This is a genomic window from Klebsiella sp. K47, assembly GCF_051858335.1.
In the GTDB taxonomy this organism is placed as follows: Bacteria; Pseudomonadota; Gammaproteobacteria; order Enterobacterales; family Enterobacteriaceae; genus Klebsiella; species Klebsiella pneumoniae.
The window spans coordinates 22023-36511 of record NZ_JBPYUI010000012.1 but is presented as its reverse complement, the minus strand read 5'-3'; the positions used below and the strand labels follow the sequence as shown (position 1 = coordinate 36511).

Sequence of the window (14489 nt, the reverse complement as noted above, 5' to 3'; positions counted from 1 at the left end):
GCAGACAACGATAATGACAACGGATGCAATGATGATTAGTGGTGTGTTATACGCCCTGCTGGCGGGGCTGATGTGGGGTTTAATTTTCGTCGGGCCTTTGCTGGTGCCAGAGTATCCGGCGATGCTGCAGTCGATGGGACGCTATCTGGCGCTGGGCCTGATCGCCCTGCCGCTGGCGTGGCTCGGGCGCGCGCGACTGCGCCAGTTGAGCCGGCACGACTGGTGGACCGCGCTGGGCCTGACAATGATGGGGAACCTTATCTATTACGTCTGCCTGGCCAGCGCCATTCAGCGCACCGGGGCGCCGGTTTCCACCATGATTATCGGCACGCTGCCGGTGGTACTGCCGGTGTTCGCCAATCTGCTCTACAGCCAGCGCGACGGGAAGCTGCCGTGGCGGCGCCTGTTTCCGGCGCTGATCTGCATCGCTGTGGGCCTGATCTGCGTTAACGTCGCGGAGCTGCGTCAGGGGCTGCCGAATTTTAGCCCGTGGCGCTACGGCTCCGGCATTGCGCTGGCGCTGGGATCGGTGGTCTGCTGGGCCTGGTATGCCCTGCGCAACGCCCGCTGGCTGCGGGAGAACCCGCATCAACCGCCAATGATATGGGCTACCGCTCAGGCGCTGGTGACGCTTCCGGTTTCGCTGGCCGGCTATCTCGCCGCCTGCGCCTGGCTGCACGGTCAGCAGGCCGGGTTTCCCCTGCCCTTCGGCCCGCGTCCGGCGGTGTTTATTATGCTGATGCTGGCCATCGCGGTGCTCTGCTCATGGGTCGGCGCGCTATGCTGGAATATTGCCAGCCAGCGGCTGCCGACGGTGATCCTCGGCCCGCTTATCGTCTTCGAAACCCTGGCCGGACTGCTGTATACCTTCCTGCTGCGGCAAAGTTTACCGCCGCTGCTGACCCTGAGCGGGATCCTGCTGCTGGTGCTCGGCGTGGTCTCCGCCGTACGCGCCAGACCGGAAAAACCGATGCTGCAGCCGCTGGCGGACGAAAAAAAGTAGCCTCGCCTCCTTAAGGGGTATTCCCTCGCCAAAAAGATGCATTTAAAATACATCTTATATTCCTGATGACGAGGTAACTGCTATGGCTTTCCGTGACCAACCTTTAGGCGAGCTGGCGCTGACCATCCCGCGCGCCTCCGCCCTGTTCCGTCAATACGATATGGATTACTGCTGCGGCGGCAAACAGACCCTGGCGCGCGCCGCGTCGCGCAAAGCGCTGGATGTCGCGGTGATTGAAGCCGAGCTGGCGAAACTGGCCGAACAGCCTCTCTCCCGCGACTGGCGCGCGGCGCCCCTCGCGGAGATTATCGACCATATCATCGTTCGCTATCACGACCGGCACCGTGAACAGCTGCCGGAGCTGATCCTGCAGGCCACCAAGGTTGAACGCGTCCATGCCGATAAACCGAACGTACCGAAAGGACTGACTAAGTACCTGACCATGCTGCATCAGGAGCTTTCCAGCCACATGATGAAAGAGGAGCAGATCCTGTTCCCGATGATCAAACAGGGAATGGGCGCCCAGGCCGGGGGGCCGATCAGCGTGATGGAAAGCGAGCATGATGAAGCGGGTGAACTGCTGGAAGTCATTAAGCACATCACCCACAACGTGACGCCGCCGCCGGAAGCCTGTACCACCTGGAAGGCGATGTATAACGGTATCAACGAGATGATCGACGATCTGATGGAACACATCAGCCTGGAAAATAATGTGCTGTTCCCGCGCGCCCTCGGCGGAAAGTAAAGAAAAAGGCGCCCGCGGGCGCCCTCGACATTGTCCGTCTTATTTGGCCACTCCGGGTGGCCTTTTTTATGACGGGCCGTTGCAAGCAACGTTAAAATTTTCGTTTATTTCGCCAGCCGTTTTTTGCCGGCAAACAGCCAGCCCGCGCCCAGCAGCACAAACCACAGCGGGGTGACCATCAGCGCTTCACGGGTATCGTCTTCCAGGGTCAACAGCACCAGTACAAAGACGAAGAAGGCCATGCACACCCAGCACATGACTTTACCCAGCGGCATCTTGTAGCTTGACTTCTCATGCAGCTGAGGGCGGTTTTTACGATACGCCAGGTAAGAGCAAAGGATGATGGTCCAGACGAACATAAACAGGATCGCCGACACCGTGGTGATCATGGTGAAGGCGGCAATCACGCTCGGGTTGACCATCAGCATCACCACCCCGCCCAGCAGACACATGCAGGAGAAGGTTAAGCCCTTCGCCGGCACCGCACGCTTCGACAGCTTGGCGAACATCTTCGGCGCCTGACCATCCTGCGCCAGACCGAACAGCATACGGCTGGTAGAGAACACGCCGCTGTTGGCCGAGGAGGCCGCGGAGGTCAGCACCACGAAGTTGATCAGGCTCGCCGCCGCCGGCAGACCAACCAGCACGAACAGCTCAACGAACGGGCTCTTGCTCGGCACCACGGAGCTCCACGGCGTCACCGACATAATCACAATCAGCGCGAAGACGTAGAACATAATGATACGCAGCGGGATGGAGTTAATCGCTCGCGGCAGGGACTTTTCCGGGTCTTTGGTTTCGGCGGCGGTGGTACCCACCAGCTCAATCCCCACGAAGGCAAACACCGCAATCTGGAAGCCGGCGAAGAAGCCGCTCAGCCCTTTCGGGAACCAGCCGCCGTCATTCCACAGGTGGGCGAAAGAGGCTTCGACCCCGGTCGGCGATTTGAAATGCATCATCACCATTACCAGGCCGACGACGATCAGCGCCACGATGGCGACAATTTTGATCATCGCGAACCAGAACTCCATTTCGCCAAACATCTTGACGGTGGCCAGGTTCAGGCCCAGCAGCAGCAGGATCACCGCCAGCGAGGCGACCCAGTCGGAGAGTCCGGGAAACCAGAATTGCGCGTAGGCGGTGATGGCGACAACGTCCGCCATCCCGGTCACTACCCAGCAGAACCAGTAGGTCCAGCCGGTAAAGTAGCCCGCCCACGGCCCCAGCAGATCGGCCGCGAAGTCGCTAAAGGATTTATATTCGAGGTTCGACAGCAGTAATTCGCCCATGGCACGCATCACGAAAAACAGCATAAAACCGATAATCATATAAACAAAGATAATGGATGGTCCGGCAAGGCTGATGGTTTTGCCAGAACCCATAAATAACCCGGTGCCGATCGCTCCGCCAATCGCGATCAGCTGAATATGTCGGTTTGTGAGATTTCGCCGTAGCGATTGTTCAGTCGGCTCCTGCTCGACAGCAGCGACTTTAACCTGATCTACCATGTGATTTCTTCCTGTTGTACCTGTCTGTGTTGTTCAGGCTCTGATGGCCCGTCGTCTGTCATTAACCCCAGCAAGGGCTAGTCGATATTAGGTAAGAATCGGAGGGATGAATACTATGATTTAGATATAATGTTAATTTTATGTTTAAAGTGAGTGTTATATCACTCATCTAACGCGAAATAGCTCACAAAAATACACCCATACGTGATGAATGCAAAACATAATTCCAATTAATTTTTAACTTAAGGATTTTACGCTATTTTTATGGCTTCCCCTGCCGCGGGGAAGAGGAAGCCGCTGCTGTTTAGATAATGTCCAGCAGTTCAACTTCGAAGATCAGGGTGCTGAACGGAGGAATCGATGCGCCAGCGCCGCGCTCACCGTAGGCGAGGTTGTGCGGGATCGTCAGTTCCCATTTGGAACCTACCGGCATCAGAGTCAGCGCTTCAATCCAGCCGCCGATCACGCCGGTCACCGGGAATTCAGCCGGTTCACCGCGAGCAACGGAGCTGTCGAAGACGGTGCCGTCGATCAGTTTGCCAGTGTAGTGCACGCGAACGCGGTCAGTACGCGCCGGGATCGGGCCTTCGCCCTGGGTCAGTACGCGGAACTGCAGACCAGACTCGGTGCTGTTCACACCCTCTTTCTCGCGGTTTTCATCAAGGTATTTTTGGCCGTCAGCGGCCATGGCCTGAAAACGCTCGCGACGCACAGCGTCAGCACGCTCGTGGATTTCACGCAGCGCGCGGTGAACGGCTTCCACCGGCACCTGCGGCTGGTTACCTTCCAGCGCATCGGCGATACCCGCCACCAGCGCTTCCGGCAGCAGCCCCTGCAGGCCGGATTCGCTCAGCTGTTGTCCAACCTGCAAGCCGATACCGTAACTTGCCTGCGCTTCGATAGTGTCAAAAGTTGGGGTTGCCATCGTTGTTCCTTTTTGGGTGATAAACATCAAGATAAAAGCGTGCGAAAGCATAACAGCCATAGCGAAATGGGTAAAACTTTGTCGGCGGATGATGACAAATCTCAGCGAAAAAGAAACAATAGGCGGCAGCAGGTTAACTTCACTTTGTTCCGGTCATCAGGACGTTAGCCATCTATACTCATGAGCAGGATATAAATATGCGGAGCAGGAGGAAAGCCATGCCCGGGCGCTTTGAACTGACATCTACCCTGGCGAAAATCTGGCACGCCCCGGATCATTTTCGCCTCCTGGACCCGCTGCCTCCGATGCACCGCCGGGGAATTATCGCTGGCTTCCTGTTGGTTATTATCGGTATTCTGCTTCCCTCCGATGATAGCCAAAGCCCGGCGTCCACCAGCCGTGAAGCGAACCTGAATCTACAGTCGCAGTCCCAGCCGCAAGCTGGCGGCAATCAGGCCGTTCCGCTGCCGCCGATCACTAATACGCCTACCGTGAGCGACGCCGATCAGATGGCGCCGGTCGCCCCGGAGCCGATTCAGGATGAGCAGCCGGATCAAGCGCAGACGCAGCAGCCCGCCGCCACCCAGCCTTATCAATCCTCATCACAGCAGTCCGCGCCGGGTATTGAGCAGCAATGGCGGACCTATCGCATCGAGTCAGGCAAAACCCTGGCGCAGCTGTTCCGCGATCATGGGCTGCCGGCCACTGACGTCTACGCCATGGCGCAGGTTGAAGGCGCTGGCAAGCCGCTAAGTACTTTGCAGAGCGGACAGACGGTGCAGATTCGGCAGAACGCCAACGGCGTGGTCACCGGGCTCACTATCGATACCGGCAACGGCCAGCAGGTGCTGTTTACCCGCCAGTCGAACGGCAGCTTTGTGCGTGCGCGATAGCAGAGAAGACGACAGCAAGCGTTACGCCGCCGCAAAATGAAAGGCGCTAAAAAGCAAAACGCCGGCACAAGGCCGGCGGTTTGTTGTTACCAGAACGTCAGAGGCCGATTACTCAGCAACCACGTTGATGATAACTTTAGCGAATACTTCGCTGTGAACCTGGAAGTTCACTTCGTGCTCGCCAACGTTACGCAGAACGCCGTTCGGCAGGCGAACTTCGCTCTTAGCAACTTTAACGCCTGCTGCAGTAACAGCGTCAGCGATGTCGCGAGTACCGATGGAACCGAACAGTTTACCTTCGTCGCCAGCTTTAGACGCGATGGTTACGGATTCCAGGGCGTTGATCTGCTCAGCACGAGCTTCAGCTGCTGCCAGAACGTCAGCCAGTTTGGCTTCCAGTTCAGCACGACGTGCTTCGAAGAATTCAACGTTTTTCTTGGTAGCAGGAACAGCTTTACCCTGCGGGACCAGGAAGTTACGAGCGTAGCCCGCTTTAACGTTAACCTGATCACCCAGGCTACCCAGGTTTGCTACTTTATCAAGCAGAATAACTTGCATTACCTTATCCTCTCAAAGTCGTATTAATGGACCGTGACCGATTACTGATGACGATCAGTGTACGGCAGCAGGGACAGGTAGCGAGCGCGTTTGATAGCGCGAGCCAGCTGACGCTGGTATTTTGCACGGGTACCGGTGATACGGCTCGGGACAATCTTACCGCTTTCGGTGATGTAGTTTTTCAGCGTAGCGATATCTTTATAGTCGATCTCTTGAACGCCTTCCGCGGTGAAACGGCAGAACTTGCGACGACGGAAATAACGTGCCATATGGCTAGTCTCCAGAATCTATCAATTCAATCTGCTCGGCATGCAGAACCATTTTGCTCAAGCCGTTCTTTGCCTTATGGCAAGAGATGAACCCTCGAACGGTTACTGCGCTACCGACCGTTATACTGTGAGTAATGGCCTGGTTTTCGTGACCGCTAATAATAACGGGCATTTGACACCATGCCTGCCGGTGAAAACCGGCTTCCTCCTGCACTGAACGATGCTCAAGCACGAACTGGCAGTGAGGAATTCCTGACGGGCTGACCTTACGAAGTGGAGTCCTGCAAATAATGCCGGACAGCTCCAGACGGTTGGTCATCAGGATTACTCTTCAGAATCCCCAGCTTCAGAATCATCTGCGGTTTCGTTGGCGAAATCTTCGCGACGCTCACGGCGCTCGTCTTTCGCTTTAACCATCGGAGATGCTTCGGTAACAGCGTGCTTAGTACGCATTACCATGCTGCGGATAACGGCGTCGTTGAAGCGGAAGTTAGTTTCCAGCTCATCGATCGCTTCCTGCGGCGCTTCAACGTTCATCAGAACGTAGTGAGCTTTGTGCAGTTTGTTGATCGGATAAGCCAGCTGACGGCGGCCCCAGTCTTCCAGACGGTGGATCGTACCTGCTGCTGCAGTAATTGCACCAGTGTAACGTTCGATCATGCCCGGAACCTGTTCGCTCTGGTCAGGATGGACCATAAAAACGATTTCGTAATGACGCATCGAATTGCTCCTTACGGATTATTCAGCCTCCTGTCTGGGTCAGCCGCGGCCCATGGAGGCAAGGAACGTGTTAAAGGGCGGCTGAAAAATTGACGCGTCATTCTAATGGCGGCCCCTCAGGAACACAAGCGCATTTGCACAAATAATTCGCACTAAGCGCCAAGCTGGGCTAAGTGGGTGATTTAAAATTAACCAATAAAGGAAGCGGCATTTTTTTGAACAACTGCATCAGAAAAGGTCGCCATGCGATGAACGCGCAGCGATTACACTTCTATCAAAGCCCAACGATCACAGGAGAGCCCCGAGTCAGCGTCAGGACTGTCAGTCAGGAGCGTAGTATATGAAACTGAAAATCATCGCCATGATGGCTGCGCTTTTCTTCAGCGCCAACGCGCTGGCAGCTATCCAAATCACCGAACGTCAGGCCCGCAACATGGACGACGTGCAGAGCCTCGGCGTTATCTATATCAATCACAATATGGCCACTGAGCACGAGGCCGAACAGGCCCTTAGCCAGATGAGCGATGCGCAGGGGGCGAAATACTTTCAGCCTATCCTGATGCACGAACCCGAAACCAACGGCCCGCTTCGCGCCAGCGCGGTGATATACCGCTAACGCCTGCCCGATTCTTCGCCTCTCCTCGCGAGGGGCGAAGCGAGGTCTGCGCCTAAACGCAATTGAGAATTATTTTACAAACCGACTTACCAGCGTCATCGCAACCTGATTTAATCAGCCACTCGCCATTTGATAATCAGGAGTGATTGATGGTTCCGCGTTTCGCCATCTTAGGCCGTATCCCCAAAGGCGTTTGGGTACTCGGCGGCGTCAGCCTGCTGATGGATGTCTCCTCCGAGATGATCCACAGCCTCTTACCGCTGTTTATGGCCACTACCCTCGGCGCCAGCGTGATAATTATCGGTCTTATCGAGGGACTGGCGGAAGCCACCGCCCTGATCCTGAAGGTCTTCTCCGGCGCAATCAGCGACTATGTCGGCAAGCGTAAAGGACTGGCGCTGCTGGGCTACGGCCTGGGCGCGCTCAGTAAGCCGCTGTTTGCCATCGCCCCTACCGCCGGGGTGGTGTTTAGCGCCCGCATGATTGACCGCGTAGGCAAAGGTATTCGCGGCGCGCCGCGCGATGCGCTGGTCGCCGATGTCACCCCGCCGGAGATCCGCGGCGCCGCCTACGGACTACGCCAGGCGCTGGATACCGTCGGCGCCTTTCTCGGCCCGCTGCTGGCGGTGCTGCTGATGTTTATCTGGGCCAACGATTTTCACGCTATTTTCTGGGTGGCGGTCATTCCCGCCGTGCTCTCCATTCTCCTGCTCGGATTCGGCCTACAGGAGCCAAAATCCGCCATCGCGCACAAACGCAGCAATCCGCTGAAGCGCGAAAACCTGAAAAAGCTCTCCGCCGCCTACTGGTGGGTGGTCGCGATCGGCAGCATTTTCACCCTCGCCCGCTTCAGCGAAGCCTTTCTGGTGCTGCGCGCCCAGCAGATGGAGATCCCGCTCTATACCATCCCGCTGGTGATGGTGGCGATGAACCTGGTCTACAGCCTCACGGCTTACCCGTTCGGTAAACTCTCAGACAGCATGAGCCACAGCAAACTGCTGCAGTGGGGGCTGCTGGTGCTGATCCTCGCCGATATCGTGCTGGCGCTCAGCGGCCACTGGAGCACGCTGCTGATCGGCGTCGCGCTGTGGGGGATTCATATGGGAATGACCCAGGGCCTGCTGGCGGCGATGGTCGCCCATACGGCGCCACCGGAGCTACGCGGCACGGCGTTCGGTATGTTTAATCTGATGAGTGGCCTGGCTCTGCTGCTGGCCAGCACCGGCGCGGGGGTACTGTGGGAAACCTTCGGCGCCGCCTCGACGTTTTACGCCGGGGCGATAATTTGCGTGGTCACGCTCATCGGCATGCGCGTGATGCCGTCGGCCTATCGTCAGGATTAAAAACGGCTCCGGGGCCAGACCAGTTGCTTCACCGTGAGGGGTGAAAGCCCCGGAGCGCGCTATCTACTTTTGCCCATAGTAGGCGTTTGGCCCATGCTTACGCTGAAAATGCTTATTCATCAGCCAGCTATCGATGGGCTGCAACTGCGGATTAATGCCGCGGGCAATCCACGCCATGCGCGCCACCTCTTCCATCACCACCGCGTTGTGTACCGCCTCGTGGGCGTCTTTGCCCCAGGCAAATGGCCCGTGCTGATAGACGACGATCCCCGGGGTATGCAGCGGATTGGCCTCACCCAGCGTTTCGATAATCACCTGCCCGGTGTTCAGCTCGTAGGCCTCGTCCACCTCCTGTGCGCTAAGCGCCCGGGTGCAGGGAATATCGCCGAAGAAGTAGTCCGCATGGGTGGTGCCGAGCGCCGGGATCGCCAGCCCCGCCTGCGCCCAGGCGGTGGCGTGCGTCGAATGGGTATGCACCACCCCGCCAAGGTCGGGATAACGGCGATAGAGCGCCAGATGGGTGGCGGTATCAGAGGAGGGACGCCAGCGCCCTTCCACCACGTGCCCCTGCAGATCAACCACCGACATGTCATCGACGGTCATTGACTCGTAGGCGATGCCGCTGGGCTTAATCACCACCAGCCCACGCTGCCGATCAATGGCGCTAACGTTACCCCAGGTAAAGGTCACCAGGCCGTAGCGCGGCAGATCCATATTGGCCTCGAACACCTGCTGTTTCAGCTGTTGCATTATGCCGCCTCCATCAGGCCCGCGCGGGCCATCCGCGCCTTCACCCAGTCACGCGCCTTCGCCACCTCCGCCAGCGGGTCAGCGCTGGTTTCGCTCCACATCTCAATCAGGTACGGGCCGCAGTAGCCGGTCTGCTTGAGCGTTTCGAAGCAGCGTTCAAAATCGACCACCCCTTCGCCGAACGGCACGTTTTTAAAGACGCCGGGCTTCGTGTCTTTGACGTGTACCGCCACGATATGCCCGCTCCCCGCCTTCAGCTCCATCTGGACGTCGTTATCCCACGCCGACAGATTGCCGATATCCGGGTAAAGCTGGAACCACGGATTATTCAGGTAATGGGCATAGCCCAGCGCTTTACTGATCGAGTTCATCAGCGGGTAGTCCATGATCTCCATCGCCAGGGTTACCTGGGCTCGGCTGGCCATCTCGACGCTCTGTTTCAGGCCGTCGCGAAAGCGGCGGCGCGTCTCATCGTTCGCCTGCTGGTAATAGACGTCGTAGCCTGCCAGCTGGATCACCCGAATCCCCACATCCTGCGCCAGCTGAATAGCTTTACGCATAATTTCCAGCCCCTGATGCCGCACCGCGTCGTCTTCACTACCCAGCGGAAAACGGCGATGGGCGCTAAGGCACATCGACGGCACCCGGACGCCGGTTTCAGCCACCGCCTTGACCAGCGCCAGACGCTGCTCCGGGCTCCAGTCCAGCCGCGCAAGGCGGGCGTCCGTTTCATCGAGAGACATCTCAACGAAATCAAAGCCCAGCGCTTTTGCAAGCTTTAGCCGCTCCAGCCAGCACTCCCCGGCGGGGAGCGCTTTTTCATAGATGCCGAGCGGAATGGATTTCGCCAACATAGTCGCTCCTTAACCCCACAGCTGGGCGATAGAGCGTTTAAACTGGCGCGCCGCTTCCACCGGCGAGGCAGCATCGCGGATGCTGCGTCCGGCAATAAAGACGTGAACAGGGATCCCGGCAAACAGCGGCAGGTCTTCCAGCGCCAGCCCGCCGGTGACGGTCACTTTGAAGCCCATATCAGACAGACGCTTAATCGCGCTGATATCCGCCTCACTCCACGCCACGCCTGCCGCCTGCGCGTCGCGGCTGCGGTGATAGACCACCTGCTGAATACCCGCCTCGCGCCACGCCTGCGCCTGCTCCCAGGTCCAGAAGCCGGTCAGCTCAATTTGCACATCGCCGTTGAACTCTTTGGCGACATCCAGCGCCCCTTTGGCGGTGTTGATATCGGCGCAGCAGATCACCGTGACCCAGTCGGCGTTGGCTTCGAAGCACATCCGCGACAGGATCTTGCCGGCATCGGCAATTTTGGCGTCCGCCAGCACGATTTTATGCGGATACAGCGCTTTCAGATCGCGCACCGCGCGTACACCTTCACCGACGCAGAGGATAGTGCCGACTTCAATGATATCTACCTCTTCGGCGATCAGACGGGTTGTTTCATAAGCGCTGGCCAGCGTTTGGTTGTCCAGGGCGACCTGTAACATAGGTAATGACATGATAGTGTTCCTTTTAAACAGCCGCCGCGGTGGCGTTTTTGATTAAATCCAGCACTTCCTGCTCGCTGCGGCAGGCGCGTAAACGGTCGAAATTGGCTTCGTCATCAAACAGGTTAACGATCTGCATGATGCCCACTTCCTGGTGGGTGGTGGCGTCAACCGCCGCCATGGTGATCAGGATGTCGACCGGGTCGTTATCTTCGTGGTTGAAAATCAGCGGTTTCTTTAGCGTGACCAGCGCAAAGCCGGTTTTTTTGACGCCCTCTTCCGGCCGCCCGTGCGGCATGGCTAATCCCGGAGCGATCACAAAATAGGGGCCGTGCTGCGCGACGCCGTCGAGGATTGCCTGGTAGTAGCGCGGTTCCACCACGTCGGCGGCCACCAGCAGATCGACGCCGATTTTCACCGCCTCCTGCCAGGTTTCCGCTTCCGCCTGCAGGCGAATGGAGTGATTCTGCGCCAGTGATTCATGGAGTTTCATAGCCGCTCCTTATTTCACGTCCTGCGGGAAATGAGCTTTAATCACCTCCAGCAGCTTTGGCCCGAAATCCGCGGGGGAAAGCATATTACGCACCCCCACCACGTGTTTATTGCCGGAGACGGTAATCTCCCCTGCGATATGGGTTGAAGCGATGATGATATCCGCGCCGTTTAGTTCGCTTTTGTATTCACCCACCGCGCAGCTGTTCACCGTGTGGTCGATATTGGATTGCGTCAGGAACTGATCCACTTTCATTTTCATGATCATGGAACTGCCTTGCCCGTTACCACACACAGCCAGAATACGTACGGTCATAATCAGAACTCCTTATTGGGCAGAGGCCTCTGCCAGTTGTTTTTCCGCGTCTTCTTCGGCGCGCAGCGCGCGGCCAGCGAAGAACATATAAGCGAGAGCAATCAGGATGATGACGGCCATAAACGCCAGCCCGATGGAGGCGAAGCCCTGCATCATCGGCGGCGCCAGAATCGACCAGTCCGCCATTCCCATCCAGGCGCTCATACCGGTGAGCTTCACCGCCCACACGCAACCGAAAATTTCAACCATGCCCATCACCAGGCAGATCTTGAGCGCCGCGCGCCAGCCGCCGAAGTGGTTGGCAAAGACGCCAATCGTCGCGTTGGAGAAGAACATCGGGATAAAGCCCGGAATAATCAGAATTGAAGAGCCAATGCCAACCAGAATGCCGACGGCAATCAGCTGGCCGATGGTGCCCCACATAAAGCCCCACACCACCGCATTCGGCGCAAAGCTATAGATCGCGGCGCAGTCAATCGCCAGCACCGCGCCGGGGATCAGGCGTTGCGAGATACCGTTGAAGGCTTCGGACAGTTCGGCGACGAACATCCGCACGCCCTGGGTAATGATGAAAATGGCCACCGCGAAGGAGAAACCGGTCTGCAGGATATAGACCGTCCAGTGGGTTTTCCCCGCCATCGCCTGCACGACGTCAATACCAAAGGAAAGCAGGATCGCGCCAAAGAAAATGGTCATGACAATCGCGGTGGAAACGATGTTGTCGTGGAAGATATTGAGCCAGCCTGGCAGCTTGAGGTCTTCCACACTCTCCTCGTTTTTCCCCAGATACGGCGCCACTTTGTAGGCAATCCACGAGGCAAACTGCTGCTGGTGACCGATGGAGAAGCCGCAGCCGTCGGTGACCAGCTGAGTCGGCTTGAACATCATGTTGGAGGTGATACCCCAGTACAGGGAGACCAGCACGGCGGTACAGATGATGGTCGTCCACATTCCGTAACCAAAGATAAAGAACGAGACGGCGATCAGCCCCGCCTGCTGAAACATGATATGGCCAGTCAGCATGATGGTGCGGATGCCGGTTATCCGGCGCAGCAGGACGTAACAGATGTTGAGCGCCAGCGCCAGCAGCACCGCATAGCCCACCCAGCTATAGGCCTCGCCCATCCGGTCGATGGTCGCCATCATCGAGGCATAGGTGTCAGAGATCGCGCCGTTGATGCCGTACACCTCTGACATTTTCGCCACCACCGGTTTAAAAGTGCTGGTGAGGATGCCGGAGCCGGCCTGTAACAGCATGAAGCCGATAATGGTTTTGATCGTGCCTTTAATAATCACGCTGACGCTTTTGCGCAGCAGGATATAGCCCAGACAGGTGACGATACCCAGCAGCAGCGGGGCATTGGTCATCACCTGATTAAAGAAAACGGTAAAGATGTTGTAGAGGATTGCCATAACACACTCCCGATGGTGAAGGCGCTGAACGCGCCTTACGCTCAGCATTTCTCGCTGCCCACTCTAATAATCAAAAATAATCACAACAAGATTGAATTTGATTAAATGTGACGCGCGCCGCAATAATCCTCTCTTTCATTGTGACTATTGCCGATCAGTAGCGCCGAAACATAATTAAACATTTTCAAATCATATAGATAAAATAAAGCACAACCTTTATGGATGCTGGACCCCCTGAGAGATGATGCGCATCTCTTCGTAAAATTGATGGAAAACAAGATTGCAATCTTGAAAATCCAGTGACAACATAAATCAAAACCAATCAAAATTTGATTACTATTGAAAATACGAGGAAGAGCACGATGAGTAAAGTACAGACCATCACCCGTGAATCATGGATCCTGAACACCTTTCCGGAATGGGGCAGCTGGCTGAATGAAGAGATTGAGCAGGAGCAGGTTGCGCCCGGCACCTTCGCCATGTGGTGGCTCGGCTGTACCGGTATCTGGTTAAAATCCGAAGGCGGGGCTAACGTCTGCGTCGATTTCTGGTGCGGCACTGGCAAACAGAGCCACGGCAATCCGCTGATGAAAACCGGCCACCAGATGCAGCGGATGGCAGGTGTGAAAAAATTACAGCCGAACCTGCGCACCACGCCGTTCGTGCTGGATCCGTTCGCCATTCGCCAGATTGACGCGGTCCTCGCGACCCACGATCACAACGATCATATTGACGTCAACGTCGCCGCCGCCGTCATGCAGAACTGCCCGGCCGATGTGCCGTTTATCGGCCCGAAAACCTGCGTCGACCTGTGGATCGGTTGGGGCGTGCCGAAAGCGCGCTGTATCGTCATGAAACCTGGCGATGTCGTGAAGATCAAAGACATTGAGATCCATGCGCTCGATGCGTTCGATCGCACCGCGCTGATCACCCTCCCGGCGGACCAAAAAGCCGCTGGCGTACTGCCGGACGGCATGGACCAGCGCGCGGTCAACTACCTGTTTAAAACACCGGGCGGCAACCTGTACCACAGCGGCGATTCCCACTACTCCAACTACTACGCGAAGCATGGCAACGAGCATCGGATTGACGTCGCCCTCGGCTCGTATGGCGAGAACCCGCGCGGGATCACCGACAAAATGACCAGCGCCGATATCCTGCGCATGGCAGAGTCGCTCAACGCCAAAGTTGTGATCCCGTTCCACCATGATATCTGGTCAAACTTTCAGGCCGATCCGCAGGAGATCCGCGTTCTGTGGGAGATGAAAAAGGATCGTCTGAAGTACGGCTTCAAGCCGTTTATCTGGCAGGTCGGCGGCAAATTTACCTGGCCGCTGGATAAAGACAATTTCGAATATCACTACCCGCGCGGTTTCGACGACTGCTTTACCATTGAGCCGGATCTGCCTTTCAAATCCTTCCTGTAAGTCGCCGCC

General features: G+C 57.0%; 18 protein-coding genes. 6 read left to right on the top strand and 12 right to left on the bottom strand.

Features of this window, described 5'->3' with window-relative positions:
• Nucleotides 1-31: 31 nt before the first annotated feature.
• Both RRF55_RS13495 and ytfE read left to right on the top strand, forming a co-directional pair.
• Nucleotides 32-1003 (top strand): DMT family transporter, encoded by a 972-nt coding sequence (locus RRF55_RS13495; RefSeq protein WP_032439129.1) that lies wholly within the window; start codon nt 32-34, stop codon nt 1001-1003.
• 82 nt (nt 1004-1085) lie between these two features.
• A complete protein-coding gene (ytfE, locus tag RRF55_RS13490) occupies nt 1086-1748 on the top strand; it encodes an iron-sulfur cluster repair protein YtfE (RefSeq protein ID WP_004152016.1) in 663 nt (220 codons plus the stop codon).
• A 104-nt stretch (nt 1749-1852) separates the two neighbouring features.
• Here the strand turns inward: ytfE and cycA are convergent, their stop codons facing one another.
• Together cycA and fklB are read right to left on the bottom strand one after the other, a co-directional pair.
• On the bottom strand, nt 1853-3256 hold the full coding sequence (gene cycA / locus RRF55_RS13485; RefSeq protein ID WP_002886688.1) for a D-serine/D-alanine/glycine transporter: 1404 nt from the start codon (nt 3254-3256) through the stop codon (nt 1853-1855).
• 304 nt (nt 3257-3560) lie between these two features.
• A complete protein-coding gene (gene fklB / locus RRF55_RS13480; protein WP_002886687.1) occupies nt 3561-4181 on the bottom strand; it encodes an FKBP-type peptidyl-prolyl cis-trans isomerase in 621 nt (206 codons plus the stop codon).
• 218 nt (nt 4182-4399) lie between these two features.
• Here fklB and RRF55_RS13475 point away from each other — a divergent pair, with 218 nt between their 5' ends.
• A complete protein-coding gene (locus tag RRF55_RS13475) occupies nt 4400-5074 on the top strand; it encodes a LysM-like peptidoglycan-binding domain-containing protein (RefSeq protein ID WP_004177687.1) in 675 nt (224 codons plus the stop codon).
• Between the two features lie 108 nt (nt 5075-5182).
• On the opposite strand, the gene rplI is transcribed toward RRF55_RS13475, so the two are convergent.
• Genes rplI through rpsF form a run of 4 tightly spaced genes read right to left on the bottom strand, consistent with a single transcriptional unit; the run spans nt 5183 to nt 6621 of the window.
• Entirely contained in the window at nt 5183-5632 is a 450-nt protein-coding gene (gene rplI, locus RRF55_RS13470; protein ID WP_002886682.1) for a 50S ribosomal protein L9, read from the bottom strand.
• Between the two features lie 41 nt (nt 5633-5673).
• Complete coding sequence (rpsR, locus tag RRF55_RS13465) at nt 5674-5901, bottom strand: 30S ribosomal protein S18 (protein ID WP_000135199.1); 228 nt, start codon at nt 5899-5901, stop codon at nt 5674-5676.
• A 4-nt stretch (nt 5902-5905) separates the two neighbouring features.
• Nucleotides 5906-6220 carry a primosomal replication protein N gene (gene priB / locus RRF55_RS13460; protein ID WP_002885722.1) on the bottom strand — a complete coding sequence of 105 codons (315 nt, stop codon included), beginning with the start codon at nt 6218-6220 and terminating at the stop codon, nt 5906-5908.
• Nucleotides 6221-6225: 5 nt separating this feature from the next.
• Nucleotides 6226-6621 carry a 30S ribosomal protein S6 gene (gene rpsF / locus RRF55_RS13455; protein ID WP_002885691.1) on the bottom strand — a complete coding sequence of 132 codons (396 nt, stop codon included), beginning with the start codon at nt 6619-6621 and terminating at the stop codon, nt 6226-6228.
• A 340-nt stretch (nt 6622-6961) separates the two neighbouring features.
• On the opposite strand from rpsF, the gene RRF55_RS13450 reads away from it, so the two are divergent.
• Entirely contained in the window at nt 6962-7237 is a 276-nt protein-coding gene (locus RRF55_RS13450) for a DUF1471 domain-containing protein (RefSeq protein WP_002885689.1), read from the top strand.
• Between the two features lie 149 nt (nt 7238-7386).
• Nucleotides 7387-8580, top strand: coding sequence for an MFS transporter (locus RRF55_RS13445; RefSeq protein ID WP_025368524.1), 1194 nt, complete (start codon nt 7387-7389; stop codon nt 8578-8580).
• A 63-nt stretch (nt 8581-8643) separates the two neighbouring features.
• Here RRF55_RS13445 and RRF55_RS13440 read toward each other — a convergent pair whose 3' ends face one another.
• From RRF55_RS13440 to ulaA, 6 genes are read right to left on the bottom strand one after another with little or no spacing between them, the layout of a single operon-like run.
• Nucleotides 8644-9330 carry an L-ribulose-5-phosphate 4-epimerase gene (locus tag RRF55_RS13440; protein ID WP_002885687.1) on the bottom strand — a complete coding sequence of 229 codons (687 nt, stop codon included), beginning with the start codon at nt 9328-9330 and terminating at the stop codon, nt 8644-8646.
• Nucleotides 9330-10184, bottom strand: a complete 855-nt coding sequence (locus RRF55_RS13435) for an L-ribulose-5-phosphate 3-epimerase (RefSeq protein ID WP_004210671.1) — start codon at nt 10182-10184, stop codon at nt 9330-9332. Before RRF55_RS13435 ends, RRF55_RS13440 begins: the two co-directional genes overlap by 1 nt.
• A gap of 9 nt (nt 10185-10193) precedes the next feature.
• A complete protein-coding gene (gene ulaD / locus RRF55_RS13430; RefSeq protein WP_002885684.1) occupies nt 10194-10844 on the bottom strand; it encodes a 3-keto-L-gulonate-6-phosphate decarboxylase UlaD in 651 nt (216 codons plus the stop codon).
• A gap of 13 nt (nt 10845-10857) precedes the next feature.
• Nucleotides 10858-11325, bottom strand: coding sequence for a PTS ascorbate transporter subunit IIA (gene ulaC, locus RRF55_RS13425; protein ID WP_002885683.1), 468 nt, complete (start codon nt 11323-11325; stop codon nt 10858-10860).
• 9 nt (nt 11326-11334) lie between these two features.
• Nucleotides 11335-11640, bottom strand: coding sequence for a PTS ascorbate transporter subunit IIB (gene ulaB / locus RRF55_RS13420; RefSeq protein ID WP_002885682.1), 306 nt, complete (start codon nt 11638-11640; stop codon nt 11335-11337).
• Between the two features lie 12 nt (nt 11641-11652).
• Nucleotides 11653-13053, bottom strand: coding sequence for a PTS ascorbate transporter subunit IIC (ulaA, locus tag RRF55_RS13415; protein ID WP_048332307.1), 1401 nt, complete (start codon nt 13051-13053; stop codon nt 11653-11655).
• Nucleotides 13054-13415: 362 nt separating this feature from the next.
• On the opposite strand from ulaA, the gene ulaG reads away from it, so the two are divergent.
• Nucleotides 13416-14480 carry an L-ascorbate 6-phosphate lactonase gene (ulaG, locus tag RRF55_RS13410; RefSeq protein WP_004194176.1) on the top strand — a complete coding sequence of 355 codons (1065 nt, stop codon included), beginning with the start codon at nt 13416-13418 and terminating at the stop codon, nt 14478-14480.
• Nucleotides 14481-14489: the final 9 nt, after the last annotated feature.

Excerpts from the sequence above, each read along its gene's own strand:
- RRF55_RS13495 (WP_032439129.1), top strand. The coding sequence starts at position 32 with ATGATTAGTGGTGTGTTATACGCCCTGCTGGCGGGGCTGATGTGGGGT.
- ytfE (WP_004152016.1), top strand. The coding sequence starts at position 1,086 with ATGGCTTTCCGTGACCAACCTTTAGGCGAGCTGGCGCTGACCATCCCG.
- cycA (WP_002886688.1), bottom strand. The coding sequence starts at position 3,256 with ATGGTAGATCAGGTTAAAGTCGCTGCTGTCGAGCAGGAGCCGACTGAA.
- fklB (WP_002886687.1), bottom strand. The coding sequence starts at position 4,181 with ATGGCAACCCCAACTTTTGACACTATCGAAGCGCAGGCAAGTTACGGT.
- RRF55_RS13475 (WP_004177687.1), top strand. The coding sequence starts at position 4,400 with ATGCCCGGGCGCTTTGAACTGACATCTACCCTGGCGAAAATCTGGCAC.
- rplI (WP_002886682.1), bottom strand. The coding sequence starts at position 5,632 with ATGCAAGTTATTCTGCTTGATAAAGTAGCAAACCTGGGTAGCCTGGGT.
- rpsR (WP_000135199.1), bottom strand. The coding sequence starts at position 5,901 with ATGGCACGTTATTTCCGTCGTCGCAAGTTCTGCCGTTTCACCGCGGAA.
- priB (WP_002885722.1), bottom strand. The coding sequence starts at position 6,220 with ATGACCAACCGTCTGGAGCTGTCCGGCATTATTTGCAGGACTCCACTT.
- rpsF (WP_002885691.1), bottom strand. The coding sequence starts at position 6,621 with ATGCGTCATTACGAAATCGTTTTTATGGTCCATCCTGACCAGAGCGAA.
- RRF55_RS13450 (WP_002885689.1), top strand. The coding sequence starts at position 6,962 with ATGAAACTGAAAATCATCGCCATGATGGCTGCGCTTTTCTTCAGCGCC.
- RRF55_RS13445 (WP_025368524.1), top strand. The coding sequence starts at position 7,387 with ATGGTTCCGCGTTTCGCCATCTTAGGCCGTATCCCCAAAGGCGTTTGG.
- RRF55_RS13440 (WP_002885687.1), bottom strand. The coding sequence starts at position 9,330 with ATGCAACAGCTGAAACAGCAGGTGTTCGAGGCCAATATGGATCTGCCG.
- RRF55_RS13435 (WP_004210671.1), bottom strand. The coding sequence starts at position 10,184 with ATGTTGGCGAAATCCATTCCGCTCGGCATCTATGAAAAAGCGCTCCCC.
- ulaD (WP_002885684.1), bottom strand. The coding sequence starts at position 10,844 with ATGTCATTACCTATGTTACAGGTCGCCCTGGACAACCAAACGCTGGCC.
- ulaC (WP_002885683.1), bottom strand. The coding sequence starts at position 11,325 with ATGAAACTCCATGAATCACTGGCGCAGAATCACTCCATTCGCCTGCAG.
- ulaB (WP_002885682.1), bottom strand. The coding sequence starts at position 11,640 with ATGACCGTACGTATTCTGGCTGTGTGTGGTAACGGGCAAGGCAGTTCC.
- ulaA (WP_048332307.1), bottom strand. The coding sequence starts at position 13,053 with ATGGCAATCCTCTACAACATCTTTACCGTTTTCTTTAATCAGGTGATG.
- ulaG (WP_004194176.1), top strand. The coding sequence starts at position 13,416 with ATGAGTAAAGTACAGACCATCACCCGTGAATCATGGATCCTGAACACC.